This window comes from Kribbella polygonati (genome assembly GCF_050320105.1).
Lineage (GTDB): Bacteria > Actinomycetota > Actinomycetes > Propionibacteriales > Kribbellaceae > Kribbella.
Genome location: NZ_CP190129.1, coordinates 6281455 through 6297465, shown reverse-complemented (window position 1 = coordinate 6297465; position 16011 = coordinate 6281455). Strand labels below are relative to the sequence as shown.

General features: G+C 69.1%; 15 protein-coding genes and 1 pseudogene. 8 read left to right on the top strand and 8 right to left on the bottom strand.

Going from position 1 to position 16011, the window contains the following annotated elements; translation table 11 throughout:
* Nucleotides 1-36: 36 nt before the first annotated feature.
* Entirely contained in the window at nt 37-927 is an 891-nt protein-coding gene (locus ACQHIV_RS29860) for a LysR family transcriptional regulator (RefSeq protein WP_427887184.1), read from the bottom strand.
* Nucleotides 928-1008: 81 nt separating this feature from the next.
* Between ACQHIV_RS29860 and ACQHIV_RS29855 the strand changes: the two genes are divergently transcribed.
* Nucleotides 1009-1866, top strand: coding sequence for a DMT family transporter (locus ACQHIV_RS29855; RefSeq protein WP_427887183.1), 858 nt, complete (start codon nt 1009-1011; stop codon nt 1864-1866).
* On the top strand, nt 1842-2318 hold the full coding sequence (locus tag ACQHIV_RS29850) for a YbaK/EbsC family protein (protein WP_427887182.1): 477 nt from the start codon (nt 1842-1844) through the stop codon (nt 2316-2318). The genes ACQHIV_RS29855 and ACQHIV_RS29850 overlap by 25 nt, the downstream gene beginning before the upstream one ends.
* On the opposite strand, the gene ACQHIV_RS29845 is transcribed toward ACQHIV_RS29850, so the two are convergent.
* The 4 genes from ACQHIV_RS29845 to ACQHIV_RS29830 form a co-directional block, all read right to left on the bottom strand.
* Nucleotides 2305-2793: a DinB family protein gene (locus ACQHIV_RS29845; protein WP_427887181.1), complete on the bottom strand. Its 489-nt coding sequence runs from the start codon at nt 2791-2793 to the stop codon at nt 2305-2307. The two genes, ACQHIV_RS29850 and ACQHIV_RS29845, sit on opposite strands and share 14 nt — an antisense overlap.
* A gap of 9 nt (nt 2794-2802) precedes the next feature.
* Complete coding sequence (locus ACQHIV_RS29840; protein WP_427887180.1) at nt 2803-4197, bottom strand: ricin-type beta-trefoil lectin domain protein; 1395 nt, start codon at nt 4195-4197, stop codon at nt 2803-2805.
* A gap of 61 nt (nt 4198-4258) precedes the next feature.
* On the bottom strand, nt 4259-6322 hold the full coding sequence (locus ACQHIV_RS29835) for a YhgE/Pip family protein (RefSeq protein ID WP_427887179.1): 2064 nt from the start codon (nt 6320-6322) through the stop codon (nt 4259-4261).
* On the bottom strand, nt 6319-7023 hold the full coding sequence (locus tag ACQHIV_RS29830) for a hypothetical protein (RefSeq protein ID WP_380190216.1): 705 nt from the start codon (nt 7021-7023) through the stop codon (nt 6319-6321). Before ACQHIV_RS29830 ends, ACQHIV_RS29835 begins: the two co-directional genes overlap by 4 nt.
* 56 nt (nt 7024-7079) lie before the next feature.
* Between ACQHIV_RS29830 and ACQHIV_RS29825 the strand changes: the two genes are divergently transcribed.
* A complete protein-coding gene (locus ACQHIV_RS29825; protein ID WP_427887178.1) occupies nt 7080-7691 on the top strand; it encodes a TetR/AcrR family transcriptional regulator in 612 nt (203 codons plus the stop codon).
* Here ACQHIV_RS29825 and ACQHIV_RS29820 read toward each other — a convergent pair.
* Nucleotides 7672-9141 carry a molybdopterin-dependent oxidoreductase gene (locus tag ACQHIV_RS29820; protein WP_427896592.1) on the bottom strand — a complete coding sequence of 490 codons (1470 nt, stop codon included), beginning with the start codon at nt 9139-9141 and terminating at the stop codon, nt 7672-7674. The two genes, ACQHIV_RS29825 and ACQHIV_RS29820, sit on opposite strands and share 20 nt — an antisense overlap.
* A 428-nt stretch (nt 9142-9569) precedes the next feature.
* Nucleotides 9570-10121, bottom strand: a complete 552-nt coding sequence (locus ACQHIV_RS29815) for a MarR family winged helix-turn-helix transcriptional regulator (protein WP_427887177.1) — start codon at nt 10119-10121, stop codon at nt 9570-9572.
* Between the two features lie 196 nt (nt 10122-10317).
* Between ACQHIV_RS29815 and ACQHIV_RS29810 the strand changes: the two genes are divergently transcribed.
* The 5 genes and pseudogenes from ACQHIV_RS29810 to ACQHIV_RS29790 all read left to right on the top strand — a co-directional run bounded on the left by ACQHIV_RS29810 (nt 10318) and on the right by ACQHIV_RS29790 (nt 15297).
* On the top strand, nt 10318-11334 hold the full coding sequence (locus tag ACQHIV_RS29810) for an ABC transporter ATP-binding protein (RefSeq protein ID WP_427887176.1): 1017 nt from the start codon (nt 10318-10320) through the stop codon (nt 11332-11334).
* Nucleotides 11335-11436: 102 nt separating this feature from the next.
* The gene (locus tag ACQHIV_RS29805; RefSeq protein ID WP_427887175.1) at nt 11437-12252 is read left to right on the top strand and encodes an ABC transporter permease; all 816 of its coding nucleotides are present in this window, start codon (nt 11437-11439) and stop codon (nt 12250-12252) included.
* Between the two features lie 134 nt (nt 12253-12386).
* Nucleotides 12387-13052, top strand: a pseudogene (locus tag ACQHIV_RS29800) (ABC transporter permease); the annotation flags it as partial.
* Between the two features lie 92 nt (nt 13053-13144).
* A complete protein-coding gene (locus tag ACQHIV_RS29795) occupies nt 13145-13978 on the top strand; it encodes a hypothetical protein (RefSeq protein ID WP_427887174.1) in 834 nt (277 codons plus the stop codon).
* Entirely contained in the window at nt 13978-15297 is a 1320-nt protein-coding gene (locus ACQHIV_RS29790; RefSeq protein WP_427887173.1) for a hypothetical protein, read from the top strand. The genes ACQHIV_RS29795 and ACQHIV_RS29790 overlap by 1 nt, the downstream gene beginning before the upstream one ends.
* 63 nt (nt 15298-15360) lie before the next feature.
* On the opposite strand, the gene ACQHIV_RS29785 is transcribed toward ACQHIV_RS29790, so the two are convergent.
* Nucleotides 15361-16005: a GNAT family N-acetyltransferase gene (locus ACQHIV_RS29785; protein WP_427887172.1), complete on the bottom strand. Its 645-nt coding sequence runs from the start codon at nt 16003-16005 to the stop codon at nt 15361-15363.
* Nucleotides 16006-16011 lie beyond the last annotated feature (6 nt).

Here is a 16011-nt window from a genome sequence, read left to right as displayed (position 1 = left end):
CGACGAGGCGGTCGCAGTTGGGTATGGAGCCGACGCTCAACCTCCCGCTGTGCGGATGGTTCGGGCGGCTTTGAGCAGTTCGGTGAGGGTGGTGCGGACGGCGGTGCGGGGGGTGTGTTCGGGGCGGTGCAGGGCGTCTATGTGGCGGAGGGTGTGGACGCCGCGGAGGGGGTGGAGGGAGATGGCGGGGTGGGGGCGGGCGGTCCAGCGGGGGATGAGGGCGAGGCCGGCGCCGGCGGCGACGAGTTCGGTGACGACGGTGAACTCGTTGACGCGGTGGGCCAGGTTGAGGCGGTGGTTGGCGGCGGCGCCGATGGCTTCGATGGTGGCCATCAGGGGGAAGCCGTCGTGGACGGTGATCCAGGGTTCGTGGGCGACGTCGCGCGGAGTGAGGACGCGCTTGGCGGCCAGCGGGTGGTCGATGGGTACGGCGACGTCGAGCGGCTCGCGGAGTAGCGGCGTGACGGTGACCGTCCGCGGCCAGCTTGCCGCGTGGTCGAGGCGATGCGCCAGCACGATGTCGTACTCGCGGGTCAGCGGCGGGAACTCGTCCTGCGGTACGTCCTCGTCGTGCAGGTGCAGCTCGGGAGCGGCCTGCAGGATCAACGGAAAGAACGCGGCCGCCGCACTGTGGAACGCGGCGACAGAGACCGAACCATGGGGCCTCGAGACGAACTCGTCGACGGCGTGCCTCGCCCGGGCCAGCGCCGATTCCACATCCGCCGCAGCGCTCGCGAGTGCCTGACCGGCGGCGGTGAGGACGACCCGGCGCCCGGAGCGTTCGGTCAGCGGTACCGGGATCGAACGCTGCAGCAACCGCAACTGCTGCGACACCGCCGACGGAGTCACCAGCAACGCCTCCGCGGCAGCGGTCACACTGCCGAGCTCGCCGACTTCCCGAAGCACCCGCAACTGCCGTTCGTCCACGGACAACACTGTAGGCCTGCTACAACCTCGTTGAAGAACCTCGGTCTTGGCTACAACATCGGAATCGGTCACCGTGGACCCGTGCCCGGATCCCGCCGTATCGACCTCGTCTTGCTGATGGTCGCGATCGTCTGGGGCTCCAGCTACCTCGCGGCGAAGACCGCGACCGCAACCCTGCCCGTACTCACCGTGCTCTTCCTCCGCTACGCCATCTCCGCCCTGGCCCTGCTCCCCGCCGCCCGACGCGCCAACCGCACCGAGCGACGTACCGGCCTCGTCCTCGGCCTGACCCAGGCCGCGGTACTGATCCTCGAGACGTACGGCGTCACCCACACCACCGCCGCGAACGCCGGCCTGATCATCAGCCTCACCCTCGTCCTGACGCCGCTGCTGGATCGCCGCCGTCTGCCGCCGAGGTTCTACCTGGCCGCCGCGATCTGCGTGGCGGCCGTGGGTCTGCTGATGTCCGGCAACGGCCTGCACGAACCGGGCATCGGCGACCTCCTGATGCTCGCGGCCGCCGTCGTACGCGCCGGTCACGTCGCGCTCGTCGGCCGCCTCGCGCACGACGTACGCCCGCTCCAACTGACCGCGATCCAGTCCGTCGTCGGTACGGCGCTGTTCGTCGTACCCGGCCTGCCCCACCTGCCGACCGCGCCGGCGACCTGGCTGCAGGTGACGTACCTAGCCCTGTTCTGCAGCGTGTTCGCGTTCCTCGCGCAGACGTGGGCCGTGCAGCGTACGTCGGCCAGCCGTGCCAGTCTGCTGCTCGGCACCGAGCCGATCTGGGCCGTTGCCATCGGCATCGGTCTCGGCGACGAGCGGCTGACCGTACCGGCCGCGCTCGGCGCCGTACTCATGCTGGCCGGCACCACGTGGGGCCAATCCATCGAACGCCGCCACCGGGAGACCGCATGCCTGACACCTACGACCGTCTGATCGCCCTGCTCGAGGGCGTCCCGTACAAGCTGATCGACCACGCCCCCGACGGCACCACCGAGACGGTCAGCGCACTCCGCGGTCACCCGGTCGCGCAGGCCGCGAAGTGCATCATCCTGCTGGTCAAGCCCGACAAACGCACCACGAAGTACGTGCTCGCCGTCGTCCCCGGCGACCGCCGCGTCGACCTCGCCGCGATCAAGCGGTTGTACGCCGCGAAGTACGTCGGATTCGCCGACGCCGCGACCGCCGAACGCCTCGCCCGGACCGTCCCGGGCACCGTCCTGCCGTTCAGCCTCGACCCGGAACTGGAACTGATCGCGGACCCGGCCGTCGTCGCCGAGCCGGAGCTGTACTTCAACGCCGCCCGCCTCGACCGCTCGGTGATGATCTCCGGCCCGGACTACCAGGCGCTCGCGCGTCCGCGGGTCGAACCGATCACGCCCCGCTGACGCCGTCGATCTGCTCGCGCAGGATGTCCGCGTGCCCGTCGTGCCGGGCGTGCTCGCGGATCAGGTGCACGTACACCCACCGCAGCGACACCTCACCACCGCGCGGATGCGGTACGGCGTCGTCGAGCGCCAGCCCGGCGGCGATCCGCCGCGACTCGGCGCAGGCCTCTTCAAACGCGGCGATGATCCCGTCGATCTTTTCGTCGTCGGAGATCTCCCAGCTGCCCGGCCCGCCCGCGGACTCGCCCGCGATCTCGGACCGCGGCCGCCCGGCGACGATGTGCTGGAACCAGTTGCGCTCGACGCCGGTCAGGTGCTTGACCAGACCGATCGGTGTGGTCGACGAAGGCACCAGCCGGCGTCGGGCGTCCTGCTCGGACAGGCCGCGGAGCTTCTCCACCACGACCTGCCGATGCGATTCGAGAAAGGCCTCTAGTACTTCACGTTCTCCCGCAGTACGTACCAAGTCGTCCACACAAGGACTCTAACGGGTCCACTTCTGGTCGTCAGATCCATTACAGGCAGCCGTTACGACCGCGGCGCCGTTGCCGGTGCCTGCTGCGGTCAAGCAGCGCGCCGGGTCGGCAACGCTGGTCACGGTCTGGTCTGCGTTGAGCTCCCACGCCTGGTTGGTTGCCCCGGTGCAGTTCTCGATGGTCACAGACGTACCGGACGTCATGCACTTGTCGGCGTACACCGTGAGCTGTTTGGTCGCCGTGTAGTTCCAGGACTGGTTGCCGCCGTTGTTGCAGTCCCACAGGTCAAGCGACGTACCAGGCGCTGTTGAGAACCCGGGTACGTCGGTGCACCGGCCGCTGGCGACACCGCGCAGCGGCTGGCCCGGCGGGCTCGGCGGCAGCGTGTTGGTCGGCTCGTCCTTCAGCAACCGCCAGCCCCACCACAGCTGGTCCAGGCCGCTCCGGCTGTTGACCTGGAGATCAGCCGGGCCCACCTGGGTCGTCATTGAGTAAGAATCGCCAGTACGCAGCCCTGGCCAGTAGACGATGCCCATCTCGTTCTCACGGGCGACCTGCGTGAGTGCACCGAGGTACGCCGTGTACACGTTGCCCTCGTGGTTGCCGTAGTTCAGCCCGATCGTCATCGGCGACCCTGCCTCGTCGATGATCGTCCGTGACCCGTACGACCCGATCCGCGGCCGGATGTTCGCCAGCCAGGCCGCCTCGGTCGTGTCGGACGCCCAGAACCCGTAGAAGTGCAGCGAGAGCAGTGTCCCCTGCAGTTGCGGCGCCGCGCCGACCCCGGTGACGTTGTCGTTGTACCCGGTGCCGGAGATGACGATCCGGTTCCGCGGTACGTCGCTGTGCCGGGCGATCCACGCCGACGTCAGCGAGACCCAGTCGGGCAGCGAGTACCCGAACGGCTCGTTCATCGGCTCGAAGTACACGTGCGGGTTCTTGGCATAAGCCTTGACCACGGTGTCCCACATGGCGCCGTACGCCGCCGTGTCGTCGACCCGGCCGTCCTTGGCGTTGTCGGCCTCCCAGTAGCTGAGGATGACGTTGAACCCGCGCCCGACCGCCGCGTCGATCGCGCCGCGGTACGACGTCCACCAGGCGGTGCCCACGCTGGACGGGTTGATCGGCAGCCGGACCGTGTTCGCCTTGAGCTCCTTGCGGAACTCGCCCACGATCCCGTCCGCCTTGCGGTACGTCGTCGCGTAGTCGTCCGCCGTACTGAGGCCGGACGGGACGACCGCGTCGTGGGCGTAGTTGTCCCGCGGATCGGCCCAGTTCACACCGCGGAACGCGCCGGTGTTGCCGGGCAGCGGAGCCGCCGTGGACGGGGGGACGGTGAGCGCTGTGACGGCGGCGGCGACCGAGAGCGTCGCGGCGGCGAGGCGCCGGGCTGGTGATCTCATGCCGCCGATGTTCACGCAAACATTTCTCCCCGTCAATGCCTCGGCGCCGACTGCCGCGCGACTACAGGACGAGTTCCGGCTGCAGCTTCTTCGCCGGCCAGACCCGCTGCTTGCGGGCCGCCAGGGTGGACGCGGCGATCGCGACCACGAACCACGCCCCCAGCGCGAGCAGGTCCCGCCCGAGCGACGCGCCGGGCCCGCCGTACATCAGGTGCCGGACGCCGTCGATCGCGTAGCTCATCGGCAGCGCGTGGTGGAAGAAGTACAGCGGCTCCGGGATCGTCTGCCACGGGAACGTGCCGCCGGCGCTGACCAACTGGACCACCATCAGCACCAGGCCGAGGAACTTACCCACCGCACCGAACCACGCCGACAGTGCGTGCAGGATCGCGACGAAGGTGAATGACGTGAGGATCAGGAATCCGACCGTCAACCACGGGTGCGCGGCGTTGATGCCGAGGCCGAGTACGACGGCCACGAACACCAGCGTCGCCTGCACCGCACCGAAGAGCGCCGGCGGCAACCAACCGCCGAGCGCCACCCGGAACGGCGATTGCAGCGCGGCCAGCGCACGCGGCGACAGCGGACGGACCAGCAGGAACAGGACATACGCCCCGATCCAGCAGGCCAGGCTGAGGAAGAACGGCGCCAGGCCCGCACCGTAGCTGTCCGCCGTGGCCTGGGAGACGTTCTGCAGCGTCACCGGAGCGCCCAGCGTCTCGGCAACGGCCTTGCGCTGGTCAGCGGTCGGGTTGGGGATCTGCTTCAGGCCGTTCTGCAGCCCTGTGTTCAGTTGGGTCGCACCGGTCTTCAGCTGACCCATCCCGGTCGCAAGACTGTTCACACCGGTCAGCAACTGGCCCTGGCCGGTCACGGCCTGCTGCTCACCGGCAGCCAGCTTCTGTGCACCGGTCTGCAGCGTGCCGAGCCCGGTCTTCAGCTGGGTAGCGCCTGTGTTGAGCTGGTGCGCACCGTTGGCCGCCGTACTGATCCCGTTGGTCAGCGCGGGCGTCGCCTTGGCCAGCTCGGACGCGCCGTCAGACACTTTCCGCGCACCGGTCGCGAGCTGGTTGAGCTGCTTGGACGTCGACTGGATCTTCGTGTTCGCCTGTACGACGGGAGTCCGCAGCTTCGCCGTCTCCAGAAGAATCACCCGGATCTGGTGCTGACTGAGGCCTTGCTCCTTCAGCTTCGCGGCCAGCTGGGCGTCGAACGTCTTCAGGTCCTGGACCAGCGTGCTGGACGCGGTGGCCACCTGCCTACCGACACCGGCGATCTTCTCGTTGCCGTCAGCAACCTGTCCCGCACCGTCGGCCAGCTGCTTGGTCTGCCTCGGCAGCGACGCGGTCTTGTCCTTCAACGTCCCCAGACCGCTGTCGAGCTGCGCGGCACCGGTAGCCAGCGACGACGCGCCTTGCGACGCCTGCGTTGCGCCAGTCGCCAGCTGCGTCGCACCTGTCGACAGCTGCTTCTGCGCGGTGTTGAGCTGCGTCGCGCCGGTCTGCAGCTTCGTGACACCCGTCGCGGCTGAAGTCAGGCCGGTCTGCAGTTGGGCGGCTCCGGCGGCGGCAGTACTGATCTGCTTGTGGATGGTGTTGTATCCGGCCAACAGCTGCGACGCGGCCGTCTCGCTCACCTGGGACGCGACCGTCTTCGTCACCTGCGCGACGACCTGGTTGGCGATCGTGTGCGCGATGTAGTTGTTGGCGTCGTTCGTCAGCAGCTCCAGCTCCGCCTGCCGGGGCTTGAAGTCCGCGCTCGACGCCAGGTCGCCAGAGAACGACTTGGGCAGCACCAGCGCGAACTCGTACTTCCCGTCCGACACGCCCTGCGTCGCGTCGGCCCGGTCCACCTGGTGCCAGTCGAAGCTCTTCGACTTCACGAGTTCGTCCGCGACCTGCGGTCCGACGTTGAGCTTCTCGCCGGTCGCCAGCGTCGTACCTTGGTCCTCGACGACGACCGCGGTCGGGATCTTGTTCAGCCGGCCGTACGGGTCGTGGTTCGCGTAGAGGTACAGGCCGCCGTACAGCACCGGCACCAGCAGCAGCGCGACCACGGCCAGCTTGGGCAGCCGTCCGGCCGTCAGGCGCCGCAACTCACTCAGGGCCATCCGCAGCGCGGTCACGCCTCTGTCTCCTCTTCGTCTTCTTCTTCAATTGCAGCTACGGGCTCAACAGGAGCGATAGGTGCGACCTGCACCGGGTCAGGCTGGTCCGTTTCGCCCATTCGGGCGGCCTTGATGTCCAGCAACCGCGCTGACGCGTCCGCGCACGTGATGATCACGCCGTACCCCTCTGCCGCCAGCCCGCGCCCTAGCTCGTACCAGTCGTGCGGATCGCCGCCATGTCGATCAGGCATGGTCAGAATCACCACCTGTACGTCGGGACGCGCAACGGTGAGCTCCGTGAGCAGTCTTGTCCGTACGGCGACCGGGAGGTGCTCGAACCGCTTGTCGGCGTGCTCCGCGGCGTCGTGCTCGTTCAGCCACTCCAGCACGGCCTTACGCCCCGCCTTGCGGCCGGCGATCGCCAGCTCCTCGCCGACGACCGTCTGAACCGGCAGTGCGTCGTCCGGCTCGGTGATGCCGGGTGCGTCGACCACGGCGACCCGTCGGCGCAGCAGCGCGAGGTCCGCCTTGCCGTCGAACCGGACTGTGCCGGTGTCGGGCTTCAGCCGACCGGACAGTCCTAGCGCCGCGGCCACGTGCCCCGCGCCCGGGTAACCGGTCAGCAGCACCACCTGATGATCGGCGACCGACACCGACGTGGCGAGCAGCATCGGTGCGTGCGGGCCACGCACACTGATCCCGACGGCCTCGAGCTCCATCCTGCATCCCCGTTCAATACGGTTGTGTATTCAATACAGAACTGTATCCTACTCCTATGGAACCTCCCAAGCGCCGCCGTTCGAACACGCGGGCCCGCCTTCTCGAAGGCGCCCTCGAGGTGTTCGCCGAGCGCGGGTTCCACGGCGCGTCGGTGGAGGACATCTGCGAGCGCGCCGGGTTCACCCGCGGCGCCTTCTACTCGAACTTCGGCTCCAAGGACGAGCTGGTGCTCGCGCTGTTCCAGGCCACGACCGATCGGCTGCTCGAGCAGATCGAGGCGCTGCTGCCGGAGCTCGCGACGCAGCCCGGGTCGTTGCTCGACGCCGTACTCGGGCTGCTCGACGAGACCGCGCCGGACCAGCGGCAGTGGCACCTGATCTCGGCCGAGTTCACGCTGCACGCGCTCCGCGACCCGGACGCCGCGGAGGCGCTGAACAAGCAGCGCGCGATGTTCCGCGAGAGCCTCACGCGGCTCGTCGAGCAGATCACCGAGACGAGCGGCCTCGAGCTGACCGTCCCGGCGGAACAGTTCGTCCGGATGGTCATCGCCGTACACGAAGGGGCCCGGTCGCAGAGCCTGCTCGAGCCGGACGACGTACCGGCCGGGACGCTGGAGCACACGTTCCTGCCGATGGTGCTGGCGGCGGTCAGCCGACCTTCACACTGACCGTGTGCAGGCCGGTCGCGCCGTTCGGGGCCGGCGGCGCGGACGACTCGACCTGCGGATTGCCCTGCGCGTCGAACGCCCGTACCTGCAGCATGTGCGTGCCGTGCGACGCGTTCCACGTCCAGTGCCACTGCCGCCAGGTGTCCACCGACGGGTCCGCGGCCAGCGTCGCTTGTTGCCAAGGGCCCCCGTCGACGCGGACCTCGACCTTGGACACACCCACGTGCTGGTCCCAGGCGACGCCGGCCACGGTCACCGGGCCCGGCGCGACCTTCTTGTTCTGCGGGGTGTCGATCCGCGACGACAGCTTGATCGGCCCGAGCGCCGACCATCCACGCGGCGTCCAGTACCCCTCGAACTGGTCGAACCGCGTCACCTCGATGTCGACCAGCCACTTGGTCGCCGAGACGTAGCCGTACAGCCCGGGTACGACGATCCGCACCGGGAAACCGTGCTCCACCGGCAGCGGCTCGCCGTTCATCGCGAACGCGAGCATCGCCTGGCGGTCGTCGAGCAGCGTCGGCAGCGGCGTACCGGCGGTGAAGCCGTCCTTCGAGGTGGACTTGATCGCGTCCGCGTCCTTCGACGGGCCGGCCTCCTGGAGGAGGTCCTTGAGTACGACGCCCGACCAGAGCGCGTTGCCGATCAGGTCGCCGCCGACCTCGTTGCTCACGCAGGTCAGCGTCACCCACTTGTGGATGACCTGGCGTTTGAGGAGGTCGTCGAAGTTCAGGTTGAGCTCCTGGGCGACCATGCCGTGGATGCGCAGTTTCCAGTCCGCCGGGACGATCTGCGGGACCGACAGGGCGGTGTCGATGCGGTAGAAATCCGCGTTCGCGGTCGCCCACGGTACGGCGCCTTGCGCCTGGACGCCGGGTGGTGGCGCGACGGTCGGGGGCTTCGGGAGCTGGAGCTGCTTGCGGGCGTCGGCGACCGCGGCGCGGTTCCCGCCGACCACCTTGCCAAGTCCGGCGAGCGCGACGGAGCCGAGGGCTACGCCGGCCGAGAGCTGGAGGAAGCCGCGGCGGCTGACGGCGTCGTCGGGGAAGTCGACGAGCGGCTCGAGACGGCGGCTGAACAGGCGCAGGATCAGCAGCGCGGTGATGCCCGCGAGCGCGGACGGGAGGAAGCCGGTCTGGCCGGAGTCGGCGCGGGTGAACGCTGCTGCCACGGCGACACCGCTCAGCGCGATGGTGATGAGGGCGCCGGCCCAGTAGCGGCGTACGGCGAGAACCCCGCCGACCGCGGCGAGCAGCGCGACGACGATCAGGATGCCGATCCGGAGCGCGGTCTTGTCATGGGTCCCGAACCAGGAGATCGCCAGATCCTTCAACCACGGCGGCACCCGATCGATGAACGCCGACCCGATCGCCACCACCGGCGTCTGCGGCGTCCCCAACACCCCCGCGACCACACCCCCAACAGCCAACCCCGCCAAAGCCGCCAACACCCCACCCACGGCCCCCCGCCACCACAACCCCCGCCGCCCCACCTGCCCACCCACAGGCCTCGTCCCCGGAGGCCCGCCCGTCGACCCACGCAACGCACCTGACCCCGCCGAATCGTGCCCGGAAGCGCCGGCCCCGCCCGGCCCTGTGGAGCCGCCCGGCCCTGGGGGCGCGCTGGTGGGAGCGTTCTCCCCGTTCTGCCACCGTGGGCGACTCGCGGGTCCGTCTGTCCCGTCCGGTGTCGGTGTCGTGCTCGGGCGGCCGCTCGTGGGTGGTTCGGCGTCAGCCGGGGCGTAGGTCGGCCAGTGGTCGGGGGAGCCGGGGTGGCGCTGGTTCACTTCTCAACGATTGCGCGAAGGGGCGCCCGACACCAGTCGGGCGCCCCATCCGTTAGTCGCGGGTAATACGGTTGGTGAAGTTGTGGTGCTGGTCAGATCCGGTCGGGCGTGATCGGCCCCAGACCCGGCCGGCCGTTCGGCCAGCGGCGGGCGTTGTCCCGGACCCGGCGGAGCTTGCCGAGAACGAGGTCGCGGTCGTCCGCCAACTGGGACATCCAGAGGCTGTCGATCTCGAGCAGGTGATCCGGCAGTGCGTCGCGCAGCCGCCGCTTCCCCTCCTCGGTCAGGACGGCGAACGAGCCGCGGGCATCGTCAGGGCAGGGCTCCCGGCGAACCAGGCCGAGGTTCTCGGCTCGGTCGACCAGACGGGTAATGCCACCAGTGGTGACGGTCAGCTCCCTCGCGAGGGAGGTCAGACGCTGCTTCTCCCCGTTGCTACGGGCCAGCCGCAGCAACAGTTCGAACATTGCCATTTGCAGTCCACTGCGCTTCAAGGAATGGCGCATCAGGTGATCCAGCTCGGCTGCTGCTTCTCGCAGCAGCCCGTAGGCCGTCAGCACGTCGCTTTCCCAGGGTTCGGCGGCGCGAGTGGGTTCTGCATCGGCGAGCGCTAGGGGCGAGCAAAGCGAAGGCGCGATGGTCATGCGCGGACTCTATTAGCTGACCAGTTCACTTCGCTACACGGGGTGACCTTTCGGCTACAGATCGACCCAGAACCGCAAACCTCCCGAGCGTAACGGACAACCTGAACCATATCCGGTCTAGTACGGTGAAATTCGTACTGCGATCCCGCCGGAACAGTGGGAGGATGACCGTTCGCGCTCGCTGGGGAGGGTCCGAATGGCAGTGATCGAGGCGGCCGATCTGGTCAAGGAGTTCTCCCGGCCCACGGTTCTCCCGGGCCGCCTGCCCCGCCTGCGCGCCCTGTTCAGCACCAAACGCGACATCACCCGCGCGGTGAACGGCGTGAACTTCGAGGTCGAGCCGGGCGAGCTCGTCGGCTACCTCGGCCCGAACGGCGCCGGCAAGTCGACGACGATCAAGATGCTGACCGGGATCCTCACCCCGACCTCCGGCGTCTGCCGGGTCGCCGGCCTGGAGCCGTCCCGCGACCGCGCCCGGAACGCCCGCAACATCGGCGTGGTGTTCGGTCAGCGGACGCAACTCTGGTACGACCTCCCGCTCCGCGACTCGTTCGAAGTACTCGCGGACCTCTACAACGTGGACCGTACGACGTACCGGAACCGCGTTGGGCTCTTCACCGAACTGCTCGACCTGTCCGACTTCCTGGACACGCCGGTGCGCTCGCTGTCGCTCGGTCAGCGGATGCGCGGCGATCTGGTCGCGGCGATGCTGCACGAGCCGTCGATCCTCTTCCTCGACGAGCCGACCGTCGGCCTGGACGTGGTCGCCAAGGCGCGGCTGACCGAGTTCATCGCGGAGACCAACCGGACCGCGGGCACGACCGTCGTGCTGACCACCCACGACATGGACGACGTCGAGCGGCTCTGCCAGCGGATCATCGTGATCGACTCCGGCACGGTCCTGTACGACGGGGACCTGTCGCGGCTGAAGGAACGCTTCATGCCGTACCGGTTCCTCGTCCTCACGCTGGCCGAACGCAGCATCCGCCGGGTGGCGGACATCCCGTTCGCGACCGAGGTGGAGGCCGCCGCGGTCGGCACGGTGCTGCCGTACCCGGACCGCAGCGTCGTACTGCGCTTCGACCCTCGGGAGATCACCACGCCCGAGCTGATCGCGCGGGTGTCGCAGGTCTACCAGGTCGACGAGCTGTCGATCGTGGATCCACGGCTCACCGACGTGATCTCCCAGCTGTACGACGGCCTACTGACGTGAACACGACGCATCAGGACGGACCACCGACGTGAGCACGGCGCATCAGGACGGACCAGTGACGTGAGTGCGGCAGAGCGGGACGGAGCAGGGCGGACTGCTGGCGTGAGCGTGGCGGAGCAGGCGGGGCGGATGCGGGCGTTCCGGGGCATGACCCGGGCCGGGACGCGATCCGTGCTGATCTACCGCGGCGATCTGCTCACCGGCGCGGTGACGCTGGTGATCCAGGTCGTGCTCGCGATCGCGGTCTGGCGGATCGTGTACGGCGGCCGTGGGCCGGTCGCCGGTGTGGACGTGCGTACCGCGGTCGCGTACGCGGCGATTGCGGCGTGTCTGCAGTCGGTGCTCCTTCCGTGGCAGTTCTCGTCGTTGCCGATGCGGATCCGGAACGGTCAGATCGCGACCGACCTGACCCGGCCGCTCGGACTGATGGGGCAGGTCCTCGGCCAGAACCTCGGCGTCATGCTCGGCCGGCTGCCGCTCGGCGCGATCGGTCTCGCCGCGGCGGGCGTGATCGGTGCGCTCGTGCTGCCGCCGAGTGCGGGTGCGTTCCTCCTCTCGCTGGTGGCCACGGTGGCCGGCGTCGCCGTGGCGATGTTGTGCAACCTGATCGTGTCGATGGTGACGTTCTGGACGCTCGAGGTCAGCGGGCCGCTGATCGTGTACCGGTTCGGGAGCGCATTCCTGTCCGGGTCGCTGATCCCGTTGTGGTTCATGCCCGGCTGGCTGCGGGCGACGGTCGAGTGGCTGCCGTTCCAGGCGCAGGTCTACACCCCCGTGTCGATCTACCTCGGCCGGCTGCAGGACGGCGAGGCGCTGGCGCTGGTCGGCGTACAGCTGGTGTGGGTCGTCGTACTGGCGTTCCTCCTCGAGTTGGTGTGGCGGCGCGCGCGGCACAAGGTGGTGGTGCAGGGTGGCTGAGCAGTCGTGGTTCCGGCAGTACCTGATCCTCGAGCGCGCGGCGTTGCGGGCGCAGTTGCAGTACCGCGTGAACTTCTGGACCACGTTGATGGGCGGCGTCGCCTTTCAGGGCACGCAGTTGCTTCCTCGGGGTCCTCCTCGGAAAGTTCGGTGTGATCGCGGGCTGGGGCTTCCCGGAGGTCGCCTTCGTGTTCGCGATGCGGCTGGCATCGCACGCGCTGTACGTCGTACCGTTCGGGGCCTTGATGTTGACCGACGAGATGGTCCGCGACGGCGAGTTCGACCGGGTGCTGTTGCGTCCGGTGAACCCGTTCCTGCAGTTGGTCAGCCGGCGGTTCTCGCTGATGTCGCTCGGCGACGCGCTGCTCGGGTTCGGCGCGCTGATCATCTTCAGCCGGCAAGCACCCGTCGACTGGGACGCCGTCAAGGTCGCCTATCTGCTGCTGGCGGTGCTCGGCGGCAGCCTGATCGAGACCGGCATCGCGACCTTCTTCTGCGGACTCACGTTCGTCGCCACCTCCACGTTCTCGCTGCGGATCTTCGCCGACAGCTCGATCACCCAGTTCTCCGGATATCCACTCACCATGTTCGGTCGCACCACCTTCTACGCCTTCTGCACTGTCTTCCCGATGGCATACATCTCGTTTCTGCCGGCAACCGTCCTGCTGGACCGCAGCTCGGACGTCCCACTCCCCACCTGGCTCACCACCGCCTCTCCACTGGCCGGGCCTGTCGTCCTGGCGCTCGGCTATGCGTTCTTTGCCAAGATGATGCCGAGATACACGAGCCCCGGGAGCTGACGATTCGGGCCTGTGGATAACTTCCGCGGTGCCTTCCCGATTTTTGCCACCCTTGATCCGTGAGGTTCTCAACCGGCGGATCGGGGAGTCAGATGAGCGACACGAGCCAGGAACAGTCGCCGTTCGGGCGCGGCTTCATCGCGGCCTGCATCGTCATCGGGGCCGTGGTGCTGTGCGGCGTCGCGCTGCTCGTCGGCGGCCGGTCGAGGTCCACCGCCGCGCCCGCTGCCGAGCAGCAAGCCGCAGGCTCGACCAGCGCCGCCGCCGCGGAATCCGGTACGCCGCGACCCGCGCACCCGCCCGCGCCCGCGCAGCCGACCGGAGCCGCGCAGGCGACCGGGCCCGCGCAGCCTGCAGGTTCGGAGACCGGGGATCGTTCGCAGGGCTCCGGCGGTTGCGGCCCGGTCGCCGCGGACCAGGCGGTCCCCGGAAAGGCGCCGGCTGTGGACAGCTGGGAGGTCAGCAGCCGGATCGTCGTGCCGCGTGCGTCGAAGTACGGCCCGGCCGCGATCGACGGGGACGGCTTCCGCCGGTGCTTCGCGCACTCGCCGACCGGTGCGGTGTTCGCCGCGTACAACGCCTACGCGGCGATGGCCGACCAGACCAAGGTCGTCGCCACCGCGCGCCGGCTGATGGTCCCGGGCCCGGACACCGACGCGTTGGTGCGCGAGCTCCAGTCCGACGACACGACCAGCGGCTACAGCGTGCCGCAGCTCGCCGGATACCGCATCATCGACGCCGGCGCGGATCGGGTCAGCCTGATGCTGGCCACGCCGGTCGACACGGCGTACATGAGCCTCACGCTCACTCTCGTCTGGCAAGCGGGTGACTGGCATCTGCAACCGCCGGCCCCCGGCGATCCGGTCGGAGCGCCGTTCGCCCAGCACCGTGACCTGTCCGACTTCGTTGCCTGGAGTGGTGTCTGATGTGCGGAAAGATGGACGTCGCCTGCTACATCAAGGACGGCTTTCAGTCGGTCGCGACCAACGTGATCGACCAACTCCGGCAGCAGGTTTCCGACAGTGCGCTGAGCACTTTGGACTCGATGACCTTCTGGCTCCAGCCAAACACCCCGTCCGTGGCCAACGACAAAACCTGGGCGAACAGCTCGACCGTCGAGTTCCTGCACTCGAACCTGCTCGGGGTCACGGGCGCCGTGTTCGCGCTCGCGATCGTGATCGCCGGCCTGCGGATCGCCTGGGAGCAGCGGGCGAAGCCCCTTCAGGACCTGCTCAAGACGATGCTGACGTTCGTGGTCGTGGCCGGGATGGGGACGGCCACCCTGCAGTTGCTGATCTCATGGTCGGACCAGTTCTCGGTGGACATCATCAACCAGGTGGCCAAGGACATGTCGCTGGCGGCCTCGTTCGGTGGCCCGAGGGACTCGGAAGGCAAGGTGCGGAGCCTCGTCGCCGACAGCATGCCCGCGGTGCTGGCGATTCTCAGCAGTCTCGGGGTGATCGTCGCCTCGTTGATCCAGATCGTGCTGATGTTGGTGCGGTCGGCGCTGCTGGTGCTGCTCGCGGGAGCGTTCCCGCTGGCCGCCGCGGCGACGAACACCGAGATCGGCCGCAACTGGCTTCGGAAGTTCTGCGGCTGGTCCCTGGCGTTCATCGCGTACAAACCGGCGGCCGCGCTGGTCTACGCCGCTGCGATGAAGCTGGCTCACGACCATGTCGCCAACGGATCCGGCGACGGCAGTACGAGTAACGGCGTGATGCCGGCGATGACCGGAATGATGATGCTGCTGCTCGCGATCGTCGCGCTGCCCGCGTTGCTGCGCTTCATGGTGCCGGTGACCGCAGCCGTGGCCGGTGGAGGTTCCGCGATGGGCAGCTCGGTCGCGGATCCGGGCGGTATGGCGACCGGGGCGGTGAACGTCGGCAGTTCCGCCGCTGGATCGGCCCGCGGCGCCGGGGGTGCGACCGGCGGCTCGGCAGGTGGTGACGGGGGTGCGACAGGGGCAGCGCTCGCCGGTGGGAAGGCCGCCGGGGCAGCCGCGAGCTCGGCGGGGGTCGGCCTCGCCGCCGCCCGGAAGGCCGCCGGCGGAGTCGCCGGAGCGGCGTCCCATTCGGCCGGTGAATCGGGAGGCGGTGCCGTGACGCCACCGTCCGCGAGCGGCCCGATGGCCGGCCGCTCGGGTCACCGGGCCTCGAGATCCAGCCGCGGCCACGACTCGACGGCCCACAGTTCAACGGCTCAGCACAGCACTCCGGAACCAGTCGGCCCGCCGGGGGCTCGGTGAGGCGAAATGGGCGCTTGTGAGCGCTTTCCCCAGGGTTTTCCACAGCTGTGGATTTCTGTGGTGCTACTTGAGGAGCAGGGCCTCGGACCCGACCGGCTTGTAGCCGGCCGCCAGGAAGGTGCGCAGGGAGGCAGCGTTGCCCGGGGTGATCTGGGCCCAGATCGAGGCGGTCGGCGGAATCAGGGCGCGGGCCGCCAGCGCGAGCCGGCGACCGTGGCCCTGCTGCCGGGCATCCGGAGGTACTTCGACGGCGCACTCCAGGCGGTCCGCCAGGCCGCGCCCGGTCAGTACGAGGCCGTCGTGTGCGTCGACGTGCACCCGAACGTCGTCGCGGTACTGCCAGGCTCGGTCGACGCGGGGGTGGTCGAGATCCTGGAGCTCGGTGAGGCCCGCCGTGGCGGCGGAGCGCTCGGCCGGGTCGGTGAGGGCCGGGGCGAGGAGCATCGCGTCGAGGGCGCTGACCCGGCGGCCGGTGAGCTCCTCCAGCGCGGACAGGAACGGCGGGTTGGTCGGAGCGCACAGGTCGCCCTCCGGTACCCGGTCCGCGACCCAGGCCGGGTCGACATCCGCGGCGATCACGATGTGGCCGGTGAACGACACCACGCACGACTCCCGCTCCGACGGCGGCGGGACGACCGAGACGCCGAGATCCGGGGGCGGGAAGACGCCACTTTCGGCGGCACGCAGAATGGCAGCAAGAGTTGTCATCAGGAG